Here is an 18,955-nt window from a genome sequence, read left to right as displayed (position 1 = left end):
TCTCCGCCTCAAATTGTAGTACACTATATGTGGAATTGTTACTACAGAGACCGCCGTAAAATAAGCTTGAAAGGATTTTTTATCTTTTCCGTACTTTTTTCCAGTATCATCCGGGCGGCAGTAACGCCCATTTGTTCATGGTCGGTGGAGATAACGGTAATGCCATCCAGCAGGATCTCCTTCAGCGGCGTTTCATTATAGGATACAATACCTACCGCTTCCCCTATGGTGAGCCCGTTCTGGCGGCATATCTTCACCAGGTTCACCAGGTCGGTCTCTTCAATTACAATAAAGGCCTGTCCTGCTTTTACGGGCGTGCTCAGCTCAACGCCTTCCATCACGGAAAACTCAAAATCGTGCATACGGCAGAAGTACTGGAAGCCTTTCCTGATCTCCGGCGGGTAAGGCACAATGGTGCTGGGATTTACGAACACCAGGCTGGTATATTTCTTCAGGGAGGGCAGGGCATCGTACAGGGCCTCGTAAATATCCTTTTCAAAGTTCTGGTACACGGCTGCGTGCCTGCCGGTAATGCCCGGCAGGTCCTTGTCCAGCAGCAGTAATTGTTGCTCCGGTATCTGCCGTATGATCTGCAGCACTTTCTCCGGCTGGTCATAGAAATGCGGCATGATCACATAGTGGTCGTAATCTCCCAGGTTGTTGCAGATAAGGCTGTCAAACAACTGTACGTTGCAGTGATGGATGTGCAGGTCTACGAATACGCCTTCGCCCAGGGTCTTTACAAACGCATTGTATATCTGCTTTTTATAATTGCTGATCTTGTTGAACAGCAGCAGCACCCGCAGCGGCATGTTTACATCCGTGCGGTAAATGAAGTACCCTTTTCCCTTTACAGACAGGATAACCTTTTTCTCGCGCAGCTCTTTATACGCCTTTTCCACGGTGCCCCTGGAAAGCAGGTATTGCTCGCTGAACTCGTTAATGGAAGGTATCTGCTCGTCCCGCCGCAGATCGCCGTCCCGTACGGCGGCCATGATGGAATCTACTATCTGGAGGTATACGGGTACTTTGCTGTTGGTGTCAATATGCAGCGGCTTCATCTGTTAATATTTATCCTTAATATAAATGTAAAATGAGAAATTTTATTGCTTTTTACATTTTAAGGTAATTTACACTTGACGGCTTTGTAACAGTTATTGTTACCGGGCAGGCAACAAAAAACAAGCTGGATTGTTATATAAACACATGCTTTTGAAGATAGCTGTCTCAGCAATAAAGCTGGCACGGTTTTGTTTTAGCAGTATACAAGAAAAATTGCCAACGTTATGCTGTTACGAAAAACTACTTTCTTTCCGGATCCTTCTACTATTAATGAAAAATTAAATTATATGATTTCCGGGTGTCAACTGTTAGTGTAAAGAATGCGCAAAGTCGGAAATCATTCAGTGTGGCGAGAGTGTGAAGTTTCCCTTTTCCGGTAATATTAAAGTTTGTAAATATTTTACTTTAAAAGATTTATAAATGTTCAATGCCGATGAATGAAACTTTAGATTTTTAATGCTTAATTTGTAACCGGGAATGCCACCCGCCAACCCATGTCCACGAGTATGAAGCGTTCACGCGGGTAACTTCAGATTTTATTTAAATAACTACAAATAAGATCACTGATACAAAAGCTATAAAAATTCAAGCGGTTTCATTGATTATTTAAATTATTGAAAAACGGCATTAACATTGCAAGTGTTGATGGATTAAACATTGATTTGAAACTCTAGTTTTAACCTTATCTATAAAGTAACCAATGATTAAGCGATCTTGGATAACCCCCTCATGGCTGATACTCATATTAGATATTGCTTGTGCCAGCATAGCAATCTACCTCGCGCTACTGTTACGGTTAAACTTTGACCTGGAAGCGTTTAGGCGGTATCCGTTAGTCACTATCCTGAGTGTAGTGGTGGGGGTTACCCTGTTGCTTTCCCTGCTGTTCCGCACCTACACCGGTATTGTGCGCTATACCAGCGTAGCGGATATAGGGCGTATCTCCTGCCTGGGCCTTTCCTGCGCAGTAGTGTATTACTATGTGGACAACTCGCGGGTATTGAACAAAACGGGCGACATTTTCCCGCTTTCTGTCATCTTCATTAACTTCTTTACCAGTACGTTCATCTGGCTTTCTTACCGCCTGGTGGTAAAATGGTTTTTCCGGTTTTACTGGCGCTACAGTAATGAGAACAAGATCAGGGCCGCGGTATACAACACCGGCCACTCCGGGCAGATGGTGAGGAAGATGATAGGAGAGGATGATAATGTAAGTATCAAAGTGGTGGCCTTCCTGGACGATAAAGACGCCCATGCCGGGATGCGGCTGGAAGGACTGCCCATTTATGCTGCCAACAGCCTGTCTTTGCAGAAGCTTGTTAAACAGGAGCGGATCCGGCTCCTTATTATTGCAGATGAGCAGATCGAGACCTCCTTGCTGAACGAGCTTGTGGAACAATGCGTATCGCTGAACATCCGGGTGCAGAAAGTGTTGCCGGTAGACAAGTGGATCAGCAGCGGCTGGGACAATGCCCAGCTCAAAGACATCAACATTGAGGATCTGCTGGAAAGGTCTGTGATCCGCATACAGAACCAGCAACTCAGCCAGGAGCTGGCAGGCAGATCAATATTGGTAACAGGCGCCGCCGGCTCCATAGGCAGTGAGTTGGTAAGGCAACTGACAAAATATGCGCCTGCCGCCATTGTCCTTTGTGATAAGGCGGAATCGCCCCTGCATGAGCTGGAGCTGGAAATATCGGAGCTAATGCCCGATGTGCCGGTAGTCCCCTTTATCGGTAATGTGTGTGACGAATCGCGTATGCGCCAGTTGTTTGAAGTATATGCGCCGGCTATCGTGTATCATGCCGCCGCATACAAGCATGTGCCTATGATGGAGAAGAACCCTTCCATTGCAGTGCTGAACAATGTGCTGGGCACCAAGATACTGGCGGAGCTGTCCGTTGAGTTTGAAGTGGAAAAGTTCGTAATGGTATCTACGGACAAGGCCGTTAACCCTACCAATGTCATGGGCGCATCCAAGAGGATCGCAGAGATATTTACCCAGTCCTACAACCGTTACCTGGCCGGGAAACCCACCCGCTTTATCACCACACGCTTCGGCAATGTGCTGGGCTCTAACGGCTCCGTGATACCCAGGTTCAGGAGACAACTCGAACAGGGGGGGCCGCTCACGGTTACCCATCCGGATATTACCCGGTATTTTATGACGATCCCGGAAGCCTGCCAACTGGTGCTGGAAGCCGGTGTAATGGGCCAGGGCGGGGAAATTTTTGTTTTTGATATGGGGATGCCGGTGAAGATCGCAGATCTGGCAAGGAAAATGATACGTATGAGTGGCAGGGAGCCCGGTAAGGATATCCAGATCGTTTACACCGGGCTGCGACCCGGTGAAAAGCTGTATGAAGAGCTGTTGAACACGGCAGAGAATACGATGCCCACTTACCACGAAAAGATACTGATTGCCAGGGTGCGTGAGTATGATTTTGTAGAAGTGGAGGAAAGTATTAAACAACTGATCAATGCCGCCCATAAACACTACATAACGCCAACCGTCGCACTGATGAAAAAACTGGTGCCGGAGTTCATCAGCAAAAATTCCGCTTTCGAGCAATTGGATAGAGATAAAATTAAGATGTAACAATACAATACTACAGCCATTCTATATTGCCGCATTGGCTATGGTGGTAATGTAAATGAGTTCAAACAGCAAAATTTCAAATGAGTAAATTCAGATTGGGCTTTATAGCGTGCTGGGGCTTGATTTTTGTTTCCTGCTCCACTCCCAAGAATGTAGCTTATTTCCAGGATGTGCCGGACACATTGCGACAAAAGATGGTGGAGTTGGCTATTTATTATACACCTGTGATACAGCCAGACGATATATTACAGGTATCGGTGCAAACGCTGGATCCCACCACCACTGCATTATTAAATCAGCAAAATAACACTGGCTGGTCTACTCCTGCTGCCAATACACAAAGCAATGCTGGCAGTACCGGAACTGCAGTAGTGCCTGGTTATTTAGTAGATAAAGAAGGATATGTAGTACTACCACTTATTGGGAGGATAATGGCAAAAGGTAAAACTACCGGCCAGATAAGGGATGAGATACGTAACAAGGCTGCCGAATTTTACAAAGATCCGGTAGTGGCTGTGCGTTTTGCCAATTTTAAAATAACCGTACTGGGGGAGGTTGCGAGGCCTTCTACTTATATAATGCCCAATGAAAGGGTAACCCTGCTGGATGCTATCGGCGCCGCCGGTGATCTTACCATATATGGCAAGCGAGAAAATGTGATGCTAATAAGGGAAAACAACGGCAAAAAGGAGTTTGTACGTTTTAACCTGAATAACAGTAATTTATTCTCTTCTCCCTATTTCTATTTACAACAGGGAGATGTTGTATATGTGGAGCCGAACAAAGCGAAAGTAGCGTCAACCGACATGGCACAGGTAAGGAGATTGTCTGTGCTGGCTACAGCGTTGTCGGTGTTGATCGTATTGGCATCCAGGATCCAGTTTTAAATCTACAACGGTTCTATGCAAGAGCACAATAACAATACTAATGGTAAGCTGGTTTTGAATGGCATGCTACAGCAGGAAGCGATGCCGGAGCCGTCTGACGGAAGTATTGACCTGCGAAAGGTTGTTGACAGGCTCACCATTTACTGGTACTGGTTTATACTTTGTATTATACTGGGGCTTTTGGCAGCCTGGATATATCTGAGATATGCCACCCCGGATTACAAGGTAAATGCTAAAATTCTCGTACAAGACGAACAGAAAGGCAGTAACATGCCGGGTGAACAGATACTGGAGCAATTGCAGATGTTCGATAATCAGAGTAATGTCGATAATGAAGTAGAAATCCTGAATTCCCGCTCATTGATGGAAAAGGTGGTAAGGGACCTGCAACTCAATGTTTCCTATTGGCTGGAAGGACGGGTGAAAACGGCGGAGCAGTTTAGGAAAGTACCGTTTACCATTCAATGGCTGGCCTTGAAAGACACCCTTGAAGAGGTAGATTACGTTATAGTACCGGTATCAGCGAGTAAGTTCAGTATAAGCAGGGAAGGCATGCGAAAAAAGACGTTGGCATGGGGAGACACGCTACAATTGCCGGAGGGGCTCATGCAGGTGGAGCGAAAGCCGTTCAGTCCTCTGAATGAGGAAAAGTATATTGTAAGGGTAACATCTGTGGACAGGGCCGTGGCAGACTTCCTGGAAAAGCTGGATGTAAGCGTTCCCAACAAGCAGGTGAGCACTATTGACCTTACGCTTACCAGCACTATTCCCGAAAAAGGGGAGTGGGTATTGAACGAGCTGATTAATGCCTACATGAAAGCCAGTGTTGAGGCCAAGAATCGGATAGCGGACAGTACCATCGCTTTTGTTGATAATAGGTTGGCGCTGGTGGGCAGCGAGCTGACCAAAGTGGAAAAGAATATCCAGGAATTTAAGCAAGCCAATCAACTGGCAGATTTAAGCGAACAGGCAAAGCTGCTGATATCTAATACGGGAGACTTCTCCAGGCAGTTAACTGAACAGGAAGTAAAGTTGAGCGTGGTGGAATCACTGGAGAAATATATCAGCGATGAGAAGAACAACAAGCGTATAGTTCCCTCTTCTCTGGTTTTACAGGATCCTACCTTTGTAGCCCTGGTAGAAAAGTATAATAACTTCCAGTTGGAGCGGGAGCGGCTGTTGGTGTCTAACACCGTCGCTAACCCGCTGGTGCAGAATATAGATGCGCAGCTAAGAAGCCTGCGGGAAGACCTGTCGAGCAACCTGTTATCTTTTAAAAGCGGGTTGCAGACGAGCATCAGGGAATTGCAGGGCCGTTCCAGCCAACTTGACAGGAAAATGCAGCAGGTGCCGGCGAAGGAACGTATTTTCCTGGACTACTCACGTCAACAGGCCATCAAGCAGGAGCTATACCTTTTCCTGTTGAAGAAAAGGGAGGAGTCTGCCATTTCAAAATCATCCAATCTTGCGGTAGCCAGGGTGATCGATCCTGCCAAGAGCGAGGCCATACCCTATACACCCAAGCATATGCTTGTATACCTGGTGGGCATACTGCTGGGAATTGCAATGCCTTTTTTAGTATTATACCTACGTGAGGCACTAAACCGACGTGTGGTCAATAAACAGGATATTACAGGCAACACGCCTGTGCCCATACTGGCAGAAATTGGTCATACCGAAGATAAGGAAGATATTGTGGTAAAGAAGGATACTGTTACGCCTATCGCGGAACAGTTCCGTGCCATGCGGACAAATCTGCAGTTTATACTCTCAAATGCACAGGAAAAAGTAATATTGGTCACATCCAGCATGAGTGGCGAAGGGAAGTCTTTTGTCGCTACAAATCTTGCTGCTATACTGGCATTGTCGGGTAAAAAAGTGGTGCTGATGGAGATGGACCTTCGCAAACCAAAAATATCCGAAAAGCTGGGATTGGAAAATACACAAGGTTTCAGCACATATGCTATAGGAAAGACTTCTATAGAGGAATTGGTCCGGCCGGCAGGTATTAATGAGAACTGTTGGATGATCTCATCCGGACCAATACCTCCTAATCCGGCTGAATTGCTGCTGCTGGAGCAGACCAGGAAACTATTTGCAGCGCTTCGCCGGGAATTTGACTACATTATTGTAGATACGGCGCCCGTAGGTCTAGTGACGGATGCGCAATTGCTGGGCGCTATGGCAGATGCTACCCTCTTTCTCGTCAGGCAAGGCTATACCTTTAAACAGCAACTGCAGATATCAAAGGAATTGTATATACAGGGTAAGATGCCTAAGCTGAATGTGGTAGTAAATGATGTTAAGGAAGGGAAAGGATACGGATATAATTATGGATATAATTATGGATATAATTACGGATATGGATATGCCAACAATAGACCTAAGAGCTTAGCCAGGAAAATGCGGTTAACCTTCAGGAAATAGTAATCTAGAATAAAAAAAATACTTACATGACACAACAACCGAAAATTGCAGTTATCGGATTAGGTTATGTAGGCTTGCCATTGGCCATTGAGTTCGGCAAGCACTATGATACTCTTGGTTTTGATATCAATAGCGAAAGGGTAGCGACACTGAGGCTTGGAAAAGACCACACAATGGATGCTGATATGGAAGCAATGAAAGCCGCAATGGCCAAAAGGCATGAGGGGAAAGGAATAGGGCTTTGCCTTTCCGATAATATCGAGCACATCAAGAACTGTAACATCTTTATAGTAACAGTACCTACTCCTATCGATCGTTTTCATGCGCCGGATCTTGGGCCTTTGCTGAAGGCATCCGAAATGCTTGGCCGGATACTGAAGAAGGGGGATGTTGTAATATATGAGTCCACCGTATACCCGGGATGTACGGAGGAGGACTGTGTGCCGGTACTAGAGCGGTACTCAAAATTGAAGTTTAACAGAGACTTTTTTGCCGGGTATTCGCCTGAGCGGATCAACCCGGGAGATAAAGTTAATACGCTTACCAAGATCAGGAAAGTTACCAGCGGTTCCACTCCAGAAATTGCCGACCGGGTGGATGCCTTATACCGTTCTATTATAGAGGCGGGTACGCACAAAGCTCCCAGTATAAAGGTGGCAGAAGCGTCTAAAGCTATTGAGAACGCGCAAAGGGATGTAAACATTTCCTTCATGAATGAGCTTTCCCTGATCTTTGACCGGATGGGAATAGATACTTATGATGTTATTGAAGCGGCCGGCAGTAAGTGGAATTTCCTGAAGTATAAGCCAGGTCTTGTGGGCGGCCATTGTATAGGCGTAGATCCTTATTACCTGGCACACAAGGCACAGTCGCTGGGTTATCATCCCCAGGTGATATTGTCCGGCAGAAGGGTGAATGATTGCATGGGGCAGTTTGTTGCCAATAAAGTGTTGAAGTTGATGATAGAAAAGGATCACAAAGTTAAAGGCTCCAGGGCCTTAATCATGGGCATTACCTTTAAAGAGAATTGCCCGGACGTACGTAATACCCGCGTAGTAGATATTTACCAGGAATTGAGACAATTTGGACTGGAGGTCGATATATATGACCCCTGGGTGAATGCGGCGGAAGTTGAACATGAGTACGGGTTGAAGGTGCTGAAACGGCTGGACACCTCCATTGTATATGACGCGATTATTGTGGCCGTGGCTCACGATGAGTTTCTGAAGTTCGATTATGAGAAAGTAAGACGCAATAACGGGGTAATATTTGACACCAAAGCCTGTCTTGACAGAGACCTGGTGGATGCAAGATTGTAGACAAGACATTAATGAAGAGACGAATATATGCCAGACATACAGGAGTTGCAGGAAAGAATCATCCCTTTTTTCCCAAAAAGAATACGCGGGGATTTACAGGCGGACCTAAAATCCGGAACTGCTAGAAAGATATCACAGGGTATTGTATGGACTTTTTTCAGTGCTGTGGTGTTCAGAAGCATTGTTTTCCTGACATCTGTTTGTGTGGCCAGGATGCTGAATAGGGAAGGGTTTGGTGAGTTCGGTATGGTAAGGGCAACTATAGACATGTTTGTGGCTTTTGCCGGATTTGGACTGGGGATGACCACTACCAAGTTCATAGCACAGCATAAAGTGAATGATAAGGTCAAAGCAGGGCGTATCATCAAACTGTCTGCTATGGTGTCATGGGTAGTAGGGTTTCTTATAGCAATGGTAATGATAAGTGCTGCGGAAGTGCTAGCCATCCGTTCTTTACAAGCACCTGCTTTGGCAAACGATCTCAGGATTGGCGCATTGGCTATCTTTTTTTATTCTATTAATAGCGCGCAAAACGGCACACTAGCAGGATTTGAAGCATTCAAGAACTTTGCAAGGATAAACATGATCGCAGGAACCGTGAATTTTCCCGTATCCATTGCTTTAGTATGGTACTTGGGTGTAGAGGGAGCCGTAATAGGCCTTGCTACCAATGCCCTGATGGTAGCAGTACTGGGTTTTTTTGAAGTACGGAAAGTGGCGGCGAGGTATGGTGTGAACGTAAATGAGCGGGGTGCCTTAAAGGAGTTTAAAGTGCTTACGCAGTTCAGCCTGCCGGCTGTCATGGGTAATATGCTGATACTGCCGGTAACCTGGTTGTGTAATGCCATACTGATAAAACAGCCGGAAGGGTTCAAGGAACTAGGGATTTATAACGCCGGCTTGAGCATCATGCTGATAGCGAATGTTGTAAATGGCATGTTGGGACAGGTACTACTTCCTTATGCCGTTCAGAACTTCGAGAAAAAAAGTAAAAAATTTGAGATGCTAAACTGTATGCTTCCCTGGGCCATTGGCATATTCATTGCCCTTCCCTGTATGTTTGTTCCGGAAGCCGGCGATGTGCTGTTCGGAAAGAGCTTTTCCGGACACGAGTTACATATAACCATCATGATAATCATGATCAGCACTATTGTTATTTCACACCGGCAGGGTATCGTCAGGAACTTTGCGGCAGGTAGTCACATGTGGTGGAATATGTTCAGCAATACCTGCTGGGGAGTAATCGCCCTTGTGACAATGTACCTGCTCAGAGATGAAGGCGCGGCCGGAAGAGCCGGTGCATTTGGAATAGCTTATGTGTTGAGCACATTGCTATTTCTTCCCTTTTATTACAGGAAGAAGCTTTGTGACCATGATTTTATTGCATCGCCAGAATCTATTGCTATATGGGCGCTGGTTTTTGCCAGCTTTTTCCTGTTGTACTTTGTAACAGTGGAAAGCATACTTCTGAGGTTAACATTGATGATTGCGGTACTGGCGACGATCCTGGTGCTATTAACCCGGTTTTACAGAAAATATGTATGAATAATTTATTATTTTACAGTATACAGGCTTTGCTGCTGGCCATTAGTTTGGAAGGAGACCATCAGTTTCTTTTTAAGTACTCGTATATTTTTTTTATTATACAGTTAGTCCTTTTTGTTTTACATTCTAAATCTATCGCCGATAAATCCTTATTTTTTTTAAGTCCTTCATTTGTAACGCTGCTATACCTCTGTCTTAGTTTTGCATTAGGCGCATATGCTGTGTCCCGGGAATTTGGCCTGTCTGATACATACTATAGAGTTATTCAAAGAAGTAAGCATCTGAACTGGATTACAGCTTACCTGCTGGGATGCAACCTTGTTGTATATCTTGCCATTCCACGATACCTGTTTAAGCATAGGCCAGTAATTGCAGTTGGCGATCGTCTGCCAGTAAAATGGAAAATAAGCAAGCCAACAGGCATTTATTATATCATCAGCTTTACTGCGCTGCTGCTGCTGAGCTTGGTAGAGATTGATCTGTCTTTTCTGGGAGGAAGCGGTAGCTTCAGTTATTCTTTGCAGTTGGCGATCGTGATACCTGTATGTCTAATGCTTGCAATGGAGGGGAAGCGGTTCCGCTGGTTGCTATATTTATTGATTGTGGTCTTTTTTACAGCAGGGCATTTTATGTCCAAACGGGAAATACTATTCGTTTTTTTATTAATACTACTCGCCGAAGTTTTGAAAGGGACTGTCAGGTTCAACTATTCGTTCGGGAAATTGCTATTGTTTGTTTTTTTAGGTGCTGTGGTGCTATATGTCGTTATTATCGCCTCATTACTACGTGGTTACGGAGGTTATAACGTCAAGAACATTTTCGACGCCAATGACTATGTATCGGTTTATATGAAGGAAGATTACTTTGTGGATGCACTGGCAGTAAACCTGGAAGTAAATGCTGTTTACGGAAATTCGGCCAATGCAGCGGAATATGTGTTTTCGGGTCGTACGCCGTTGTTAAAGGGAAGCACCTTTTTGAAAGTTTTGTTCGTGCCCATACCCAGATCGGTTTTCCCTAACAAACCCAGCAGTATGGTAGATGTCTATACTTCCAAGTTTATGCCGGTATTTAGGAGAGAGGGAGGATCCTTACCCATTGTATTATATTCCGAATTACTCTGGAATTTTCACTTGCCGGGCCTGTTATTGCTTTTTGTGGGATACCGGTATTTTAACAGGTTATGCCATAGCGCATTTACACAGATAAGAAATGGTGTCCTTTCTTTTAGAAATATGAGCGTGGTATTTCTGTTCACCATTTTCATTCAGTTTGTAAGGGGGTCAGGTATGGATATGTGGTTGGTGTATTATTTGGTGGCGATACCTGTCCTGTTGCTATTAGAGTATTTGCTTAAGCGAAGATATCTTCGGGTAATAAGGACAGTGAATGTAAATCACCGGAGTCTTTTACTAAATGCCTAGTTATGCCTGGGAGAAAAGTACTGATATTACAAAATATAATTCCACATTACCGGGTGCCGGTGTTTAATCTAATCGGTAAGGAACTGGGAATAAATCTTACAATAGCTTATGACAAGGGATTGGAAAAAGGAAACTGTAACCTGATGGCTGCTCAGCGAAATTTTAGTGTGATAGCATATGAGAAGAGGACGCTCTTTACCTCATTTTTTAGGATAACGGATCTAAACAAACTGATCAACGGCTATGACGTGGTTATTTTTTCAGGAGATCTACATTTTATAGCGCCGATTGTTGCTTTGTTGACAAGAAGGAGACGACCAAAGGTCTACTTATGGGGAATAGGGCTCTCATCAGCAAAGGGGTTGCGGGAAAAGCCGCTTGGAGATAGGATCCGTTACCTCCTGAATGACTTGTCTGATGGTACGATCCTGTATTCATCCTATGTGGCAGATATTTATCGGAAGAGGGTATTCAAACCTGGTAAAGTATTTGTAGCCCATAATTCGATCCTGGTAAGGAAGTTTCCGCTATCACAGGAGAAGAAGACGAAGATCCTTTCAATAGGAACTTTTAAGAAGAACAAACGCTTACCGGACCTGGTTATTGTTTTTGCGAAAATAATTGATCGTATCCCGGAAGATATTACACTGGACTTTATAGGGGATGGCGAAGATGCTAACTTGTTGCGGCAATTGGCAGATCAAAAGAAGATATCAGGAAGGGTGAATTTCTGGGGCAGGATGGAAGACGATGAAGAGATTTATGCTATCATGAAAAACGCAATAGTGTCTGTTTCTCCAACACAGGCGGGATTAAGCGTGCTGCATGCCATGGCAATGGGATGCCCCTTTTTGACTTCTGTAGATGCTATTACAGGCGGCGAGAGATTTAATATAAAAGACAATGAGACCGGTTATTATTATAATGGTCAGATAAGCGATCTGGAACAAAAGCTGATAAAAATAGTTAATGATCAGGAGGACAACAGGAGAGTGGCATACAATGCTTATACCTTATACCATGAAGAAAGGAACGTAGAACAGATGGCAAAGTCATTTGTGGATATAATCATGCAATAGATTTTTTTAGCTGATTGAAAAACATGCAACTCGGTGATATGATATGGAGACTATTAGGTCTTGTCTTTTTTATGGGATCGGCCTGTCCGGACCTGGAGGCGCAACAGGTAGTTAGTATACATGCGCAGCCCGGTAAAACCATTAGCCTGGAAGCTAACTACAAAGATAAGATACTTGTGGTAAGAGGACGCGGTAGCGCTGCTGCGCCGGCAATCGTAGACGGGAAAGGCGTCACGGTATTGACAGGGAATAGCCAATTGTATATAACAGGAGAATATATTATGGTACAGAATGTTAAGGTGGTTAATCCGGACCTTATAAAGGGTATACGATCGGTTGTTTCCTTGAGGTATAAAAAGGAAACGGGAAATAACTGTACCATTAAGAATATTCAATTTATTCAGGAGCCGGGGCGAAAACCACAACAGAGTTATTCATGGTTGGAAGTGTTTGGACAGAATAACACAGTCAGAGGTTGTCTTTTTAAAGGGAAGACGAACCGTAATCCGATCCTGCATGTTGATGTAGACAATGATCAGCCGGATAATAACATCATTGAGAATAATACGTTTACTGATATCCCGGTTCGTCGTGAGGAAGCCATGGAAGCAATACGTATCGGACTGGGGAAAGGTGTTTCCGGTACACGGGTGAAGGATAATATATTCAGGAAATGTTTTGGGGATTCCGAAACGATTAGTAGTAAATCCAGTGGCAATAAGATAACGGGGAATTATTTTATTGAGTGTCGCTCGGGAATCTCCCTTAGAGTTGGGAATAATGCCCTGATCGCGGGCAACGTTTTTTATGGTACAAGGAACGGAGTAAGGGTGGTAGGCAAGGGACATAAAATTGAGAATAACTGCTTTTTCAACGTACCCGTTTCAACATCAAATGGTGGAGGGCTCATACTGATGGTGGGGGCGCCATCCCCCGCCGCCGACTGTCATTATGAAGCGGTAAGTAATGTTGTTGTAGAATCTAATATTTTTTCTAACAATGTTGGACTTAGGGTGTTAAAGCCCAGTGATAAATGCAATAATTACCCGCGGAACATTGTATTCAAGAAAAATAAGCTCATGGAAGCCAACATAGTATATGCACTGAGAGATACATCTGTTACCGATTTCAGATCCGGAATTGAGCCTGTATTGAAGAGAATCAGCTCTCAGGCGCTGGCCAGATCTGCGGCGTCTGCAGGAGGAAGAAGGGTAGTGAAAAAAGAAGGTCCCCTGAGTGTGGAGGCATATAAGAACGGCGCGTATATATTCAATAATTATGATTTTGGTCCCGGGTTTTTTACTCCCAAGCAAGAGGGGAAAGTGAACGAGAAGAGCAATGATGCTTCGCAGCGATACAATGAGGCTCTGAGAAGGATAAAAAGCATCCGCGCCGGTGAAGGTAGTAGATAGCAAAAATGTCAATACTTGAATAAAAACAATAAGATGCGTCAAGATGAAAGTGGTAATAAATGCTTCAACCATACGAATTGGAGGCGGCCTGCAAGCTACTCATTCTTTCGTTGATCAGTGCAGGGAGCTGAATAGTTATACTTTTCATGTTTTCCTGTCCGAAAGGGTAGCGGAAATTATTGATACTTCTCTGTTTCCCGGAAATTTCTTTTTTTATAGAATGCGGTCGGGTTCCGCGTCTGCCAAGAAACGGCGGATGATGCGGCGAGAACTGGCCGAATTGGAAAGTAGGATCAGGCCAGATGTTGTGCTCACTGTTTACGGCCCATCTTATTGGCGTCCTAAAGCAGTGCATGTATGCGGATATGCCAAGGGACAATATATATATAAAGACTCTCCCCTTTATCAGATACTATCCTTTAAGCAGCTTTTGCTGCTGCGAGTGAAAGAATATTTGCACGTTAAAAGCTTCAGAAAAGATTGCGACGCCTTTATAGTTGAAACAGAGGATGTTAGGGAGAGACTGATGAAATTGATACCAGGAAAGCCCATTTATACGGTTGCCAATACTTTTCACCAATTGTTTGATGACAGCAGTCAGTGGTCCAATAATATTACGCTACCGGCATCAGATGCTTTCAGCCTGCTGACAGTTTCAGCAAATTATCTGCATAAGAACCTGCGCATTATACCTGCAGTGATTGATTACCTGGTGAAAACATACCCTGGATTTAAGTTTCGTTTTGTATTGACTGTTGGCCGGCAAGAGCTTTCCGGGATTACGGACTTTCACAATGAATATGTGGTGTTGCTGGGTAAGGTAGATGTGCATGACTGCCCTAATTTATACCGGCAGGTAGATGCCCTGTTCCTGCCTACACTCGTGGAATGTTTTTCTGTCTCTTACGTGGAAGCTATGAAGATGAACAAGGTGATCCTTACATCAGATCTTCCATTTGCAACAGGAGTCTGTAGGGATGCGGCCCTTTATTTCAATCCATTGTCCCCGGAAGATATTGGGGATGTCATTTATAAAGTTGCTCAATCGCCTTCACTGCGGGAGGAGCTGTTGTGTAATGGCAAAAAGCAACTGGCCCGGGCTATCATGGCTAAGGATCGGGTAAGGGGTTACATGAACATAATTAAGAAGTGTTATGAATCAAGGCACAATGAACAATTCTTACTCAAAGGTGCTGAAGCATACAGATGTTCGGTCACTGGAGAGAGTTGATGACATGAATTGACTACTTTAATAATGGTTTGGAAAGGATTAGCAAACTCTATCTTTTAGAATATGACACTTAGTAATACTAAAAGGAAACTGAAGCTCATTGTATTATATCGGGTAATACAACATTGGCGGGCGCCTATTTTCGAGAAGTTGGCTATGCTGCCTGCGGTAGACTTGAAAGTAATTTATGGACCTGATTTTAATGGAACCAAGGTAGTCAGCACCAGGAGTAGTTTTTCCTTTTCCAGGGAAAGAATGAGATCTGTAAAGATCAGGAGCCGTTCTGTAAATAACCGGGTGTTGATGCCTTTTAGTCCTTTTTTATTTTTTAAGTTGATACAGGAGCGGCCACAGGTGATCATATCCGAGGGTGCATCCAATCTATTAAATGCCTTTCAGGGATTTGTTTATGCCAAGATGTTTGGCAAGAAGTTTATATGGTGGAGCCTGGGCAAGCTACAACTCTCAGATTTCGATGTGAAAAGGAAGCGGATCAATTTTTTAATCAGTTGGATTGAAAGAAAGTCAGATGCTATTATAACATATAGCTCCATTGGGAAGAGATATTTTCAAAACCTGGGTATTGATCCTGAAAAAATATTTGTTGCTGTGAATGTTGTAGACACTGACCTCAGTTTTAAAAAGATCGCGCAGTACAATAAAGATGAAATTTACACGGAGTTTCATCGTAACTCAACATTCAATATTCTTTACGTGGGCGCACTGGATAAAGGTAAGCGTATAGATGTGTTGATAAGGGCATTCGCTTTGCTTTGCCACAGGTATGGAAGTGATGTGGCGTTGCATATAGTGGGGAAGGGCGAATTAATGGAGGAGCTAAAACAATTGGGCAAGGCGCTGGACTGTTCGAATATTTACTTTCATGGCCAAGTAATTGAAGGCGTCAGTAGATTTTTTCTTGGGGCGGATGTATTTGTTTTACCTGGGTTAGGCGGATTGGCCATATCGGAGGCAATGGCGCATGGCTTACCCGTTATTGCCAGCATAGGTGATGGCTGTGAAGCAGACCTTGTAGATGAAACAAATGGTGTAATAGACCCTAACCTGAATGAAGATAATTTATCCAAATACCTTGATGCGCTTTATACTGATAATGTATTGTTGAATAAGATGAAGAATACTTCCCTGAGGAAAATAAGGGAGCAGTATAATATAGGAGAATATCTTTTAAATATTCAAAGAGCTATAAGTTATGTTACCAGTAAAAAAGATAAAAGCCTTACTGAAAAGGCTTAGAGTTTTTTTTTTACTGACCTGTAGGTATCGATTCAGGGCAGTAGGAAAGGATGTTTATTTTGGTAAGCGTCTGTATGTAAAAGCTGGTTCGGTTGTACTGGGGGACAAGGTATTTATTGGAAATTATTGTCATTTGTCGGTAAGTGATCTGACTATAGGAAGCTATACTATGTTGGCTTCGTTTGTAGCTGTGGTGGGAGGAGATCATTATTTTCTCAAAATAGGAACACCCATCATTGATGCCGGGCATGCCCCCCTTCGTAAGGGAGTTAAGATTGAAAGAGATTGCTGGATAGGACATGGGGCAATTATCCTGGATGGGGTTTCAATCGGTGAGGGGAGTGTTATTGGTGCCGGAGCACTGGTCACGCGAAGTGTCCCCCCATACGAAGTACATGTTGGCGTGCCTGCCAGAAAGGTCAAGGACCGTTTTGACAGGCTGGAGGACAGGTTGCAGCACAGCAGGCAGATAAACGGAGACTATTATAAATCATTCATGGCTAATCCGATCGCATAATCATGAAGCAGCTTATTCAATCGTTTAAAACCGGCGCCACCGTACTGGAAGAGGTGCCTGCTCCCCAGGTAAGCCGGGGATGCGTGCTGGTGCAAACCAGCCGCAGCCTGGTATCGCTGGGTACCGAGCGCATGCTGGTGGAGTTCGGCAAAGCCAACCTGGTGCAGAAAGCCAGGCAGCAGCCGGACAAGGTGAAGCAGGTGCTGGACAAAGTAAGGTCAGAGGGCCTGCTGCCTACGCTGGAAGCCGTGTTCAACAAACTCGAACAGCCGTTGCCGCTGGGCTATTGCAATGCAGGGAAAGTAGTGGCGGTGGGCGCAGGGGTAAACCGGCTGAAGGTAGGGGACCGGGTGGCCTCCAACGGGCCGCACGCAGAGTTTGTATGCGTGCCGGAAAACCTGGCCGCTCGTATCCCCGACAATGTATCGGACGAGGAGGCTGCCTTTACCGTGGTGGGCGCTATTGGCCTGCAGGGCATACGCCTCTGCAATCCTACGCTGGGAGAGACTATCGTGGTGGTCGGGCTGGGCTTAATAGGTTTGATCACGGCGGAATTGCTGGTAGCCAGCGGCTGCCGGGTGATCGGCATTGACCTGGACCCGCAGAAGATAGCGCTGGCGGCGCAGAAAGGGATCACCGGCATCAACCCACGCGAAGGGGAGGACACCGTAAAGCGGGTAACGGAGCTCACGGGAGGCTACGGCGCCGACGGCGTGATCATTACCGCCTCCGCCAAAGGGAACGGGATCATTTCCCAGGCCGCGCAAATGAGCCGGAAAAGAGGGCGTATCATACTGGTGGGCGTAACGGGCCTGCACATCAGCCGCGCGGAGTTCTATGAAAAGGAGCTGAGCTTCCAGGTATCCTGTTCGTATGGGCCCGGCCGTTATGATGAAGCCTACGAGCAGAAAGGACAGGATTACCCCCTGCCTTTTGTGAGGTGGACGGAGAACCGGAACTTCCAGGCCGTATTGCAGGCCATGGCAGGCGGCAAGCTGGATGTGGCCAGGCTCATTACAGAGCGGGTGCCGCTGGCTGCGTACGAGCGCATTTACAGCGATATCGGTCATAGCAGCTCCATCGCCTCCATACTGGTATATCCCGGGCCTGCCAGCTACGACAGCGTGGTAAGGGTATACCCGGATGCCGCTTTTGGTAAGGCCGGCGATGTGATGGGCATCATCGGCGCCGGAAATTTTACAAAAATGACCATGCTGCCGGCCCTGCAGAAAGCGGGCGCGCACATTAAATACATTGCCAGCGCCGGTGGGGTGAACGGTACGGCCCTGGCCAAAAAGTACCGCATACCGTTCAGTACCACGGACTACAGGGAAATACTGGCGGACGGGGAAACCGCGGCGGTGCTTATTACCACCCGGCATAACGCACACGCCGGTATGGTGCTCCAGGCGCTGAGGGCCGGCAAACATGTGTTCGTAGAAAAGCCCCTGGCGCTGAACCGGGAAGAGCTGGAGGACATCATCCGCGCCTGCGACGGCTCGGTAACCCTGACAGTGGGATTTAACCGCCGTTTTTCACCGCACATACAAAAAGTAAAACAATTGACAGGCAGCGCTCCCATGAACGTGATCGCTACCATGAATGCCGGCGCCATACCGCCCAATGTTTGGGTGCACGACATGCAAACCGGCGGAGGCCGCATTATCGGCGAGGCCTGCCATTTTATAGACCTGATCACCTTCCTGACCGGCAGCCGGGTAAAAGCCGTATGCATGAACGCCATGGGCCTGAACCCGGCGGAGAATACGGACAATGCTTCCATCCTGTTGAAGTATGAGAATGGCGCCACTGGCGTGATCAATTATTTTTCCAACGGCTCCCGCGCGTATGCCAAGGAAAGGATCGAAGTGTATTCCCAGGAACGCACCGCCGTGGTGGATAATTTCCGCGTGACCACCGGTTATGGCTTTAAAGGATTTTCCAGGTTAAAAACGCCGATAGACAAAGGGCATAAAGCGCAGTTCCGCCTGCTGACCGAACGTATCCGGAACGGTGGTCCCGCGCTGATTCCCTTTGAGGAGATCGTAAACACTACCCTGGCCAGCTTTGCGGCCATAGAAAGCCTGCAGCGCGGGGGGTGGGTGCTCCTGGAACAGGAAGCAGGAAGTACGATGAATGAAGCAGGAAGCAGGATGTATGAAGTGGGAAGTATGAAGTGACCAGTCTTGAAAAACT

The 18,955-nt window shown here is 45.7% G+C and carries 13 protein-coding genes; 12 read left to right on the top strand and 1 reads right to left on the bottom strand.

The genetic code is table 11. From position 1 onward, the window contains the following. Positions 1-41: 41 nt before the first annotated feature. Positions 42-1,061: a substrate-binding domain-containing protein gene (locus tag LX66_RS20840; RefSeq protein ID WP_145717139.1), complete on the bottom strand. Its 1,020-nt coding sequence runs from the start codon at positions 1,059-1,061 to the stop codon at positions 42-44. An 854-nt stretch (positions 1,062-1,915) separates the two neighbouring features. Between LX66_RS20840 and LX66_RS20835 the strand changes: the two genes are divergently transcribed. The 12 genes from LX66_RS20835 to LX66_RS20780 all read left to right on the top strand — a co-directional run bounded on the left by LX66_RS20835 (position 1,916) and on the right by LX66_RS20780 (position 18,939). Then, positions 1,916-3,661 (top strand): polysaccharide biosynthesis protein, encoded by a 1,746-nt coding sequence (locus LX66_RS20835; protein WP_244620474.1) that lies wholly within the window; start codon positions 1,916-1,918, stop codon positions 3,659-3,661. Between the two features lie 80 nt (positions 3,662-3,741). Next, positions 3,742-4,548 carry a polysaccharide biosynthesis/export family protein gene (locus tag LX66_RS20830; RefSeq protein WP_145717136.1) on the top strand — a complete coding sequence of 269 codons (807 nt, stop codon included), beginning with the start codon at positions 3,742-3,744 and terminating at the stop codon, positions 4,546-4,548. Between the two features lie 15 nt (positions 4,549-4,563). Then, entirely contained in the window at positions 4,564-6,975 is a 2,412-nt protein-coding gene (locus tag LX66_RS20825) for a GumC family protein (protein ID WP_145717135.1), read from the top strand. A gap of 26 nt (positions 6,976-7,001) precedes the next feature. Further along, on the top strand, positions 7,002-8,294 hold the full coding sequence (locus LX66_RS20820; RefSeq protein ID WP_145717133.1) for a nucleotide sugar dehydrogenase: 1,293 nt from the start codon (positions 7,002-7,004) through the stop codon (positions 8,292-8,294). Positions 8,295-8,321: 27 nt separating this feature from the next. Beyond that, complete coding sequence (locus LX66_RS20815) at positions 8,322-9,839, top strand: oligosaccharide flippase family protein (RefSeq protein ID WP_145717132.1); 1,518 nt, start codon at positions 8,322-8,324, stop codon at positions 9,837-9,839. Beyond that, positions 9,836-11,263 (top strand): hypothetical protein, encoded by a 1,428-nt coding sequence (locus LX66_RS20810; RefSeq protein ID WP_145717130.1) that lies wholly within the window; start codon positions 9,836-9,838, stop codon positions 11,261-11,263. Before LX66_RS20815 ends, LX66_RS20810 begins: the two co-directional genes overlap by 4 nt. Before the next feature lie 2 nt (positions 11,264-11,265). Continuing rightward, positions 11,266-12,342, top strand: coding sequence for a glycosyltransferase family 4 protein (locus LX66_RS20805; protein WP_145717129.1), 1,077 nt, complete (start codon positions 11,266-11,268; stop codon positions 12,340-12,342). Positions 12,343-12,380: 38 nt separating this feature from the next. After that, complete coding sequence (locus LX66_RS20800; RefSeq protein ID WP_158642699.1) at positions 12,381-13,754, top strand: chondroitinase-B domain-containing protein; 1,374 nt, start codon at positions 12,381-12,383, stop codon at positions 13,752-13,754. A gap of 43 nt (positions 13,755-13,797) precedes the next feature. Further along, positions 13,798-14,985: a glycosyltransferase gene (locus LX66_RS20795; RefSeq protein ID WP_145717126.1), complete on the top strand. Its 1,188-nt coding sequence runs from the start codon at positions 13,798-13,800 to the stop codon at positions 14,983-14,985. 156 nt (positions 14,986-15,141) lie between these two features. Continuing rightward, positions 15,142-16,242, top strand: coding sequence for a glycosyltransferase family 4 protein (locus tag LX66_RS20790; protein ID WP_158642698.1), 1,101 nt, complete (start codon positions 15,142-15,144; stop codon positions 16,240-16,242). Then, entirely contained in the window at positions 16,199-16,759 is a 561-nt protein-coding gene (locus LX66_RS20785; RefSeq protein WP_145717124.1) for an acyltransferase, read from the top strand. Before LX66_RS20790 ends, LX66_RS20785 begins: the two co-directional genes overlap by 44 nt. Positions 16,760-16,761: 2 nt before the next feature. Then, positions 16,762-18,939 (top strand): bi-domain-containing oxidoreductase, encoded by a 2,178-nt coding sequence (locus LX66_RS20780; protein ID WP_145717122.1) that lies wholly within the window; start codon positions 16,762-16,764, stop codon positions 18,937-18,939. Positions 18,940-18,955 lie beyond the last annotated feature (16 nt).

The sequence above is a fragment of the Chitinophaga japonensis genome (genome assembly GCF_007830125.1).
GTDB lineage: Bacteria > Bacteroidota > Bacteroidia > Chitinophagales > Chitinophagaceae > Chitinophaga > Chitinophaga japonensis.
This window is presented reverse-complemented; position numbering and strand designations above follow the sequence as displayed.

What these genes read in the sequence shown, in the direction of transcription:
- LX66_RS20820 (WP_145717133.1), top strand. Translation starts at nt 7,002, where the DNA reads ATGACACAACAACCGAAAATTGCAGTTATCGGATTAGGTTATGTAGGC.
- LX66_RS20810 (WP_145717130.1), top strand. Translation starts at nt 9,836, where the DNA reads ATGAATAATTTATTATTTTACAGTATACAGGCTTTGCTGCTGGCCATT.
- LX66_RS20780 (WP_145717122.1), top strand. Translation starts at nt 16,762, where the DNA reads ATGAAGCAGCTTATTCAATCGTTTAAAACCGGCGCCACCGTACTGGAA.
- LX66_RS20825 (WP_145717135.1), top strand. Translation starts at nt 4,564, where the DNA reads ATGCAAGAGCACAATAACAATACTAATGGTAAGCTGGTTTTGAATGGC.
- LX66_RS20830 (WP_145717136.1), top strand. Translation starts at nt 3,742, where the DNA reads ATGAGTAAATTCAGATTGGGCTTTATAGCGTGCTGGGGCTTGATTTTT.
- LX66_RS20790 (WP_158642698.1), top strand. Translation starts at nt 15,142, where the DNA reads ATGCTGCCTGCGGTAGACTTGAAAGTAATTTATGGACCTGATTTTAAT.
- LX66_RS20795 (WP_145717126.1), top strand. Translation starts at nt 13,798, where the DNA reads ATGAAAGTGGTAATAAATGCTTCAACCATACGAATTGGAGGCGGCCTG.
- LX66_RS20840 (WP_145717139.1), bottom strand. Translation starts at nt 1,061, where the DNA reads ATGAAGCCGCTGCATATTGACACCAACAGCAAAGTACCCGTATACCTC.
- LX66_RS20785 (WP_145717124.1), top strand. Translation starts at nt 16,199, where the DNA reads ATGTTACCAGTAAAAAAGATAAAAGCCTTACTGAAAAGGCTTAGAGTT.
- LX66_RS20805 (WP_145717129.1), top strand. Translation starts at nt 11,266, where the DNA reads ATGCCTGGGAGAAAAGTACTGATATTACAAAATATAATTCCACATTAC.
- LX66_RS20800 (WP_158642699.1), top strand. Translation starts at nt 12,381, where the DNA reads ATGATATGGAGACTATTAGGTCTTGTCTTTTTTATGGGATCGGCCTGT.
- LX66_RS20815 (WP_145717132.1), top strand. Translation starts at nt 8,322, where the DNA reads ATGCCAGACATACAGGAGTTGCAGGAAAGAATCATCCCTTTTTTCCCA.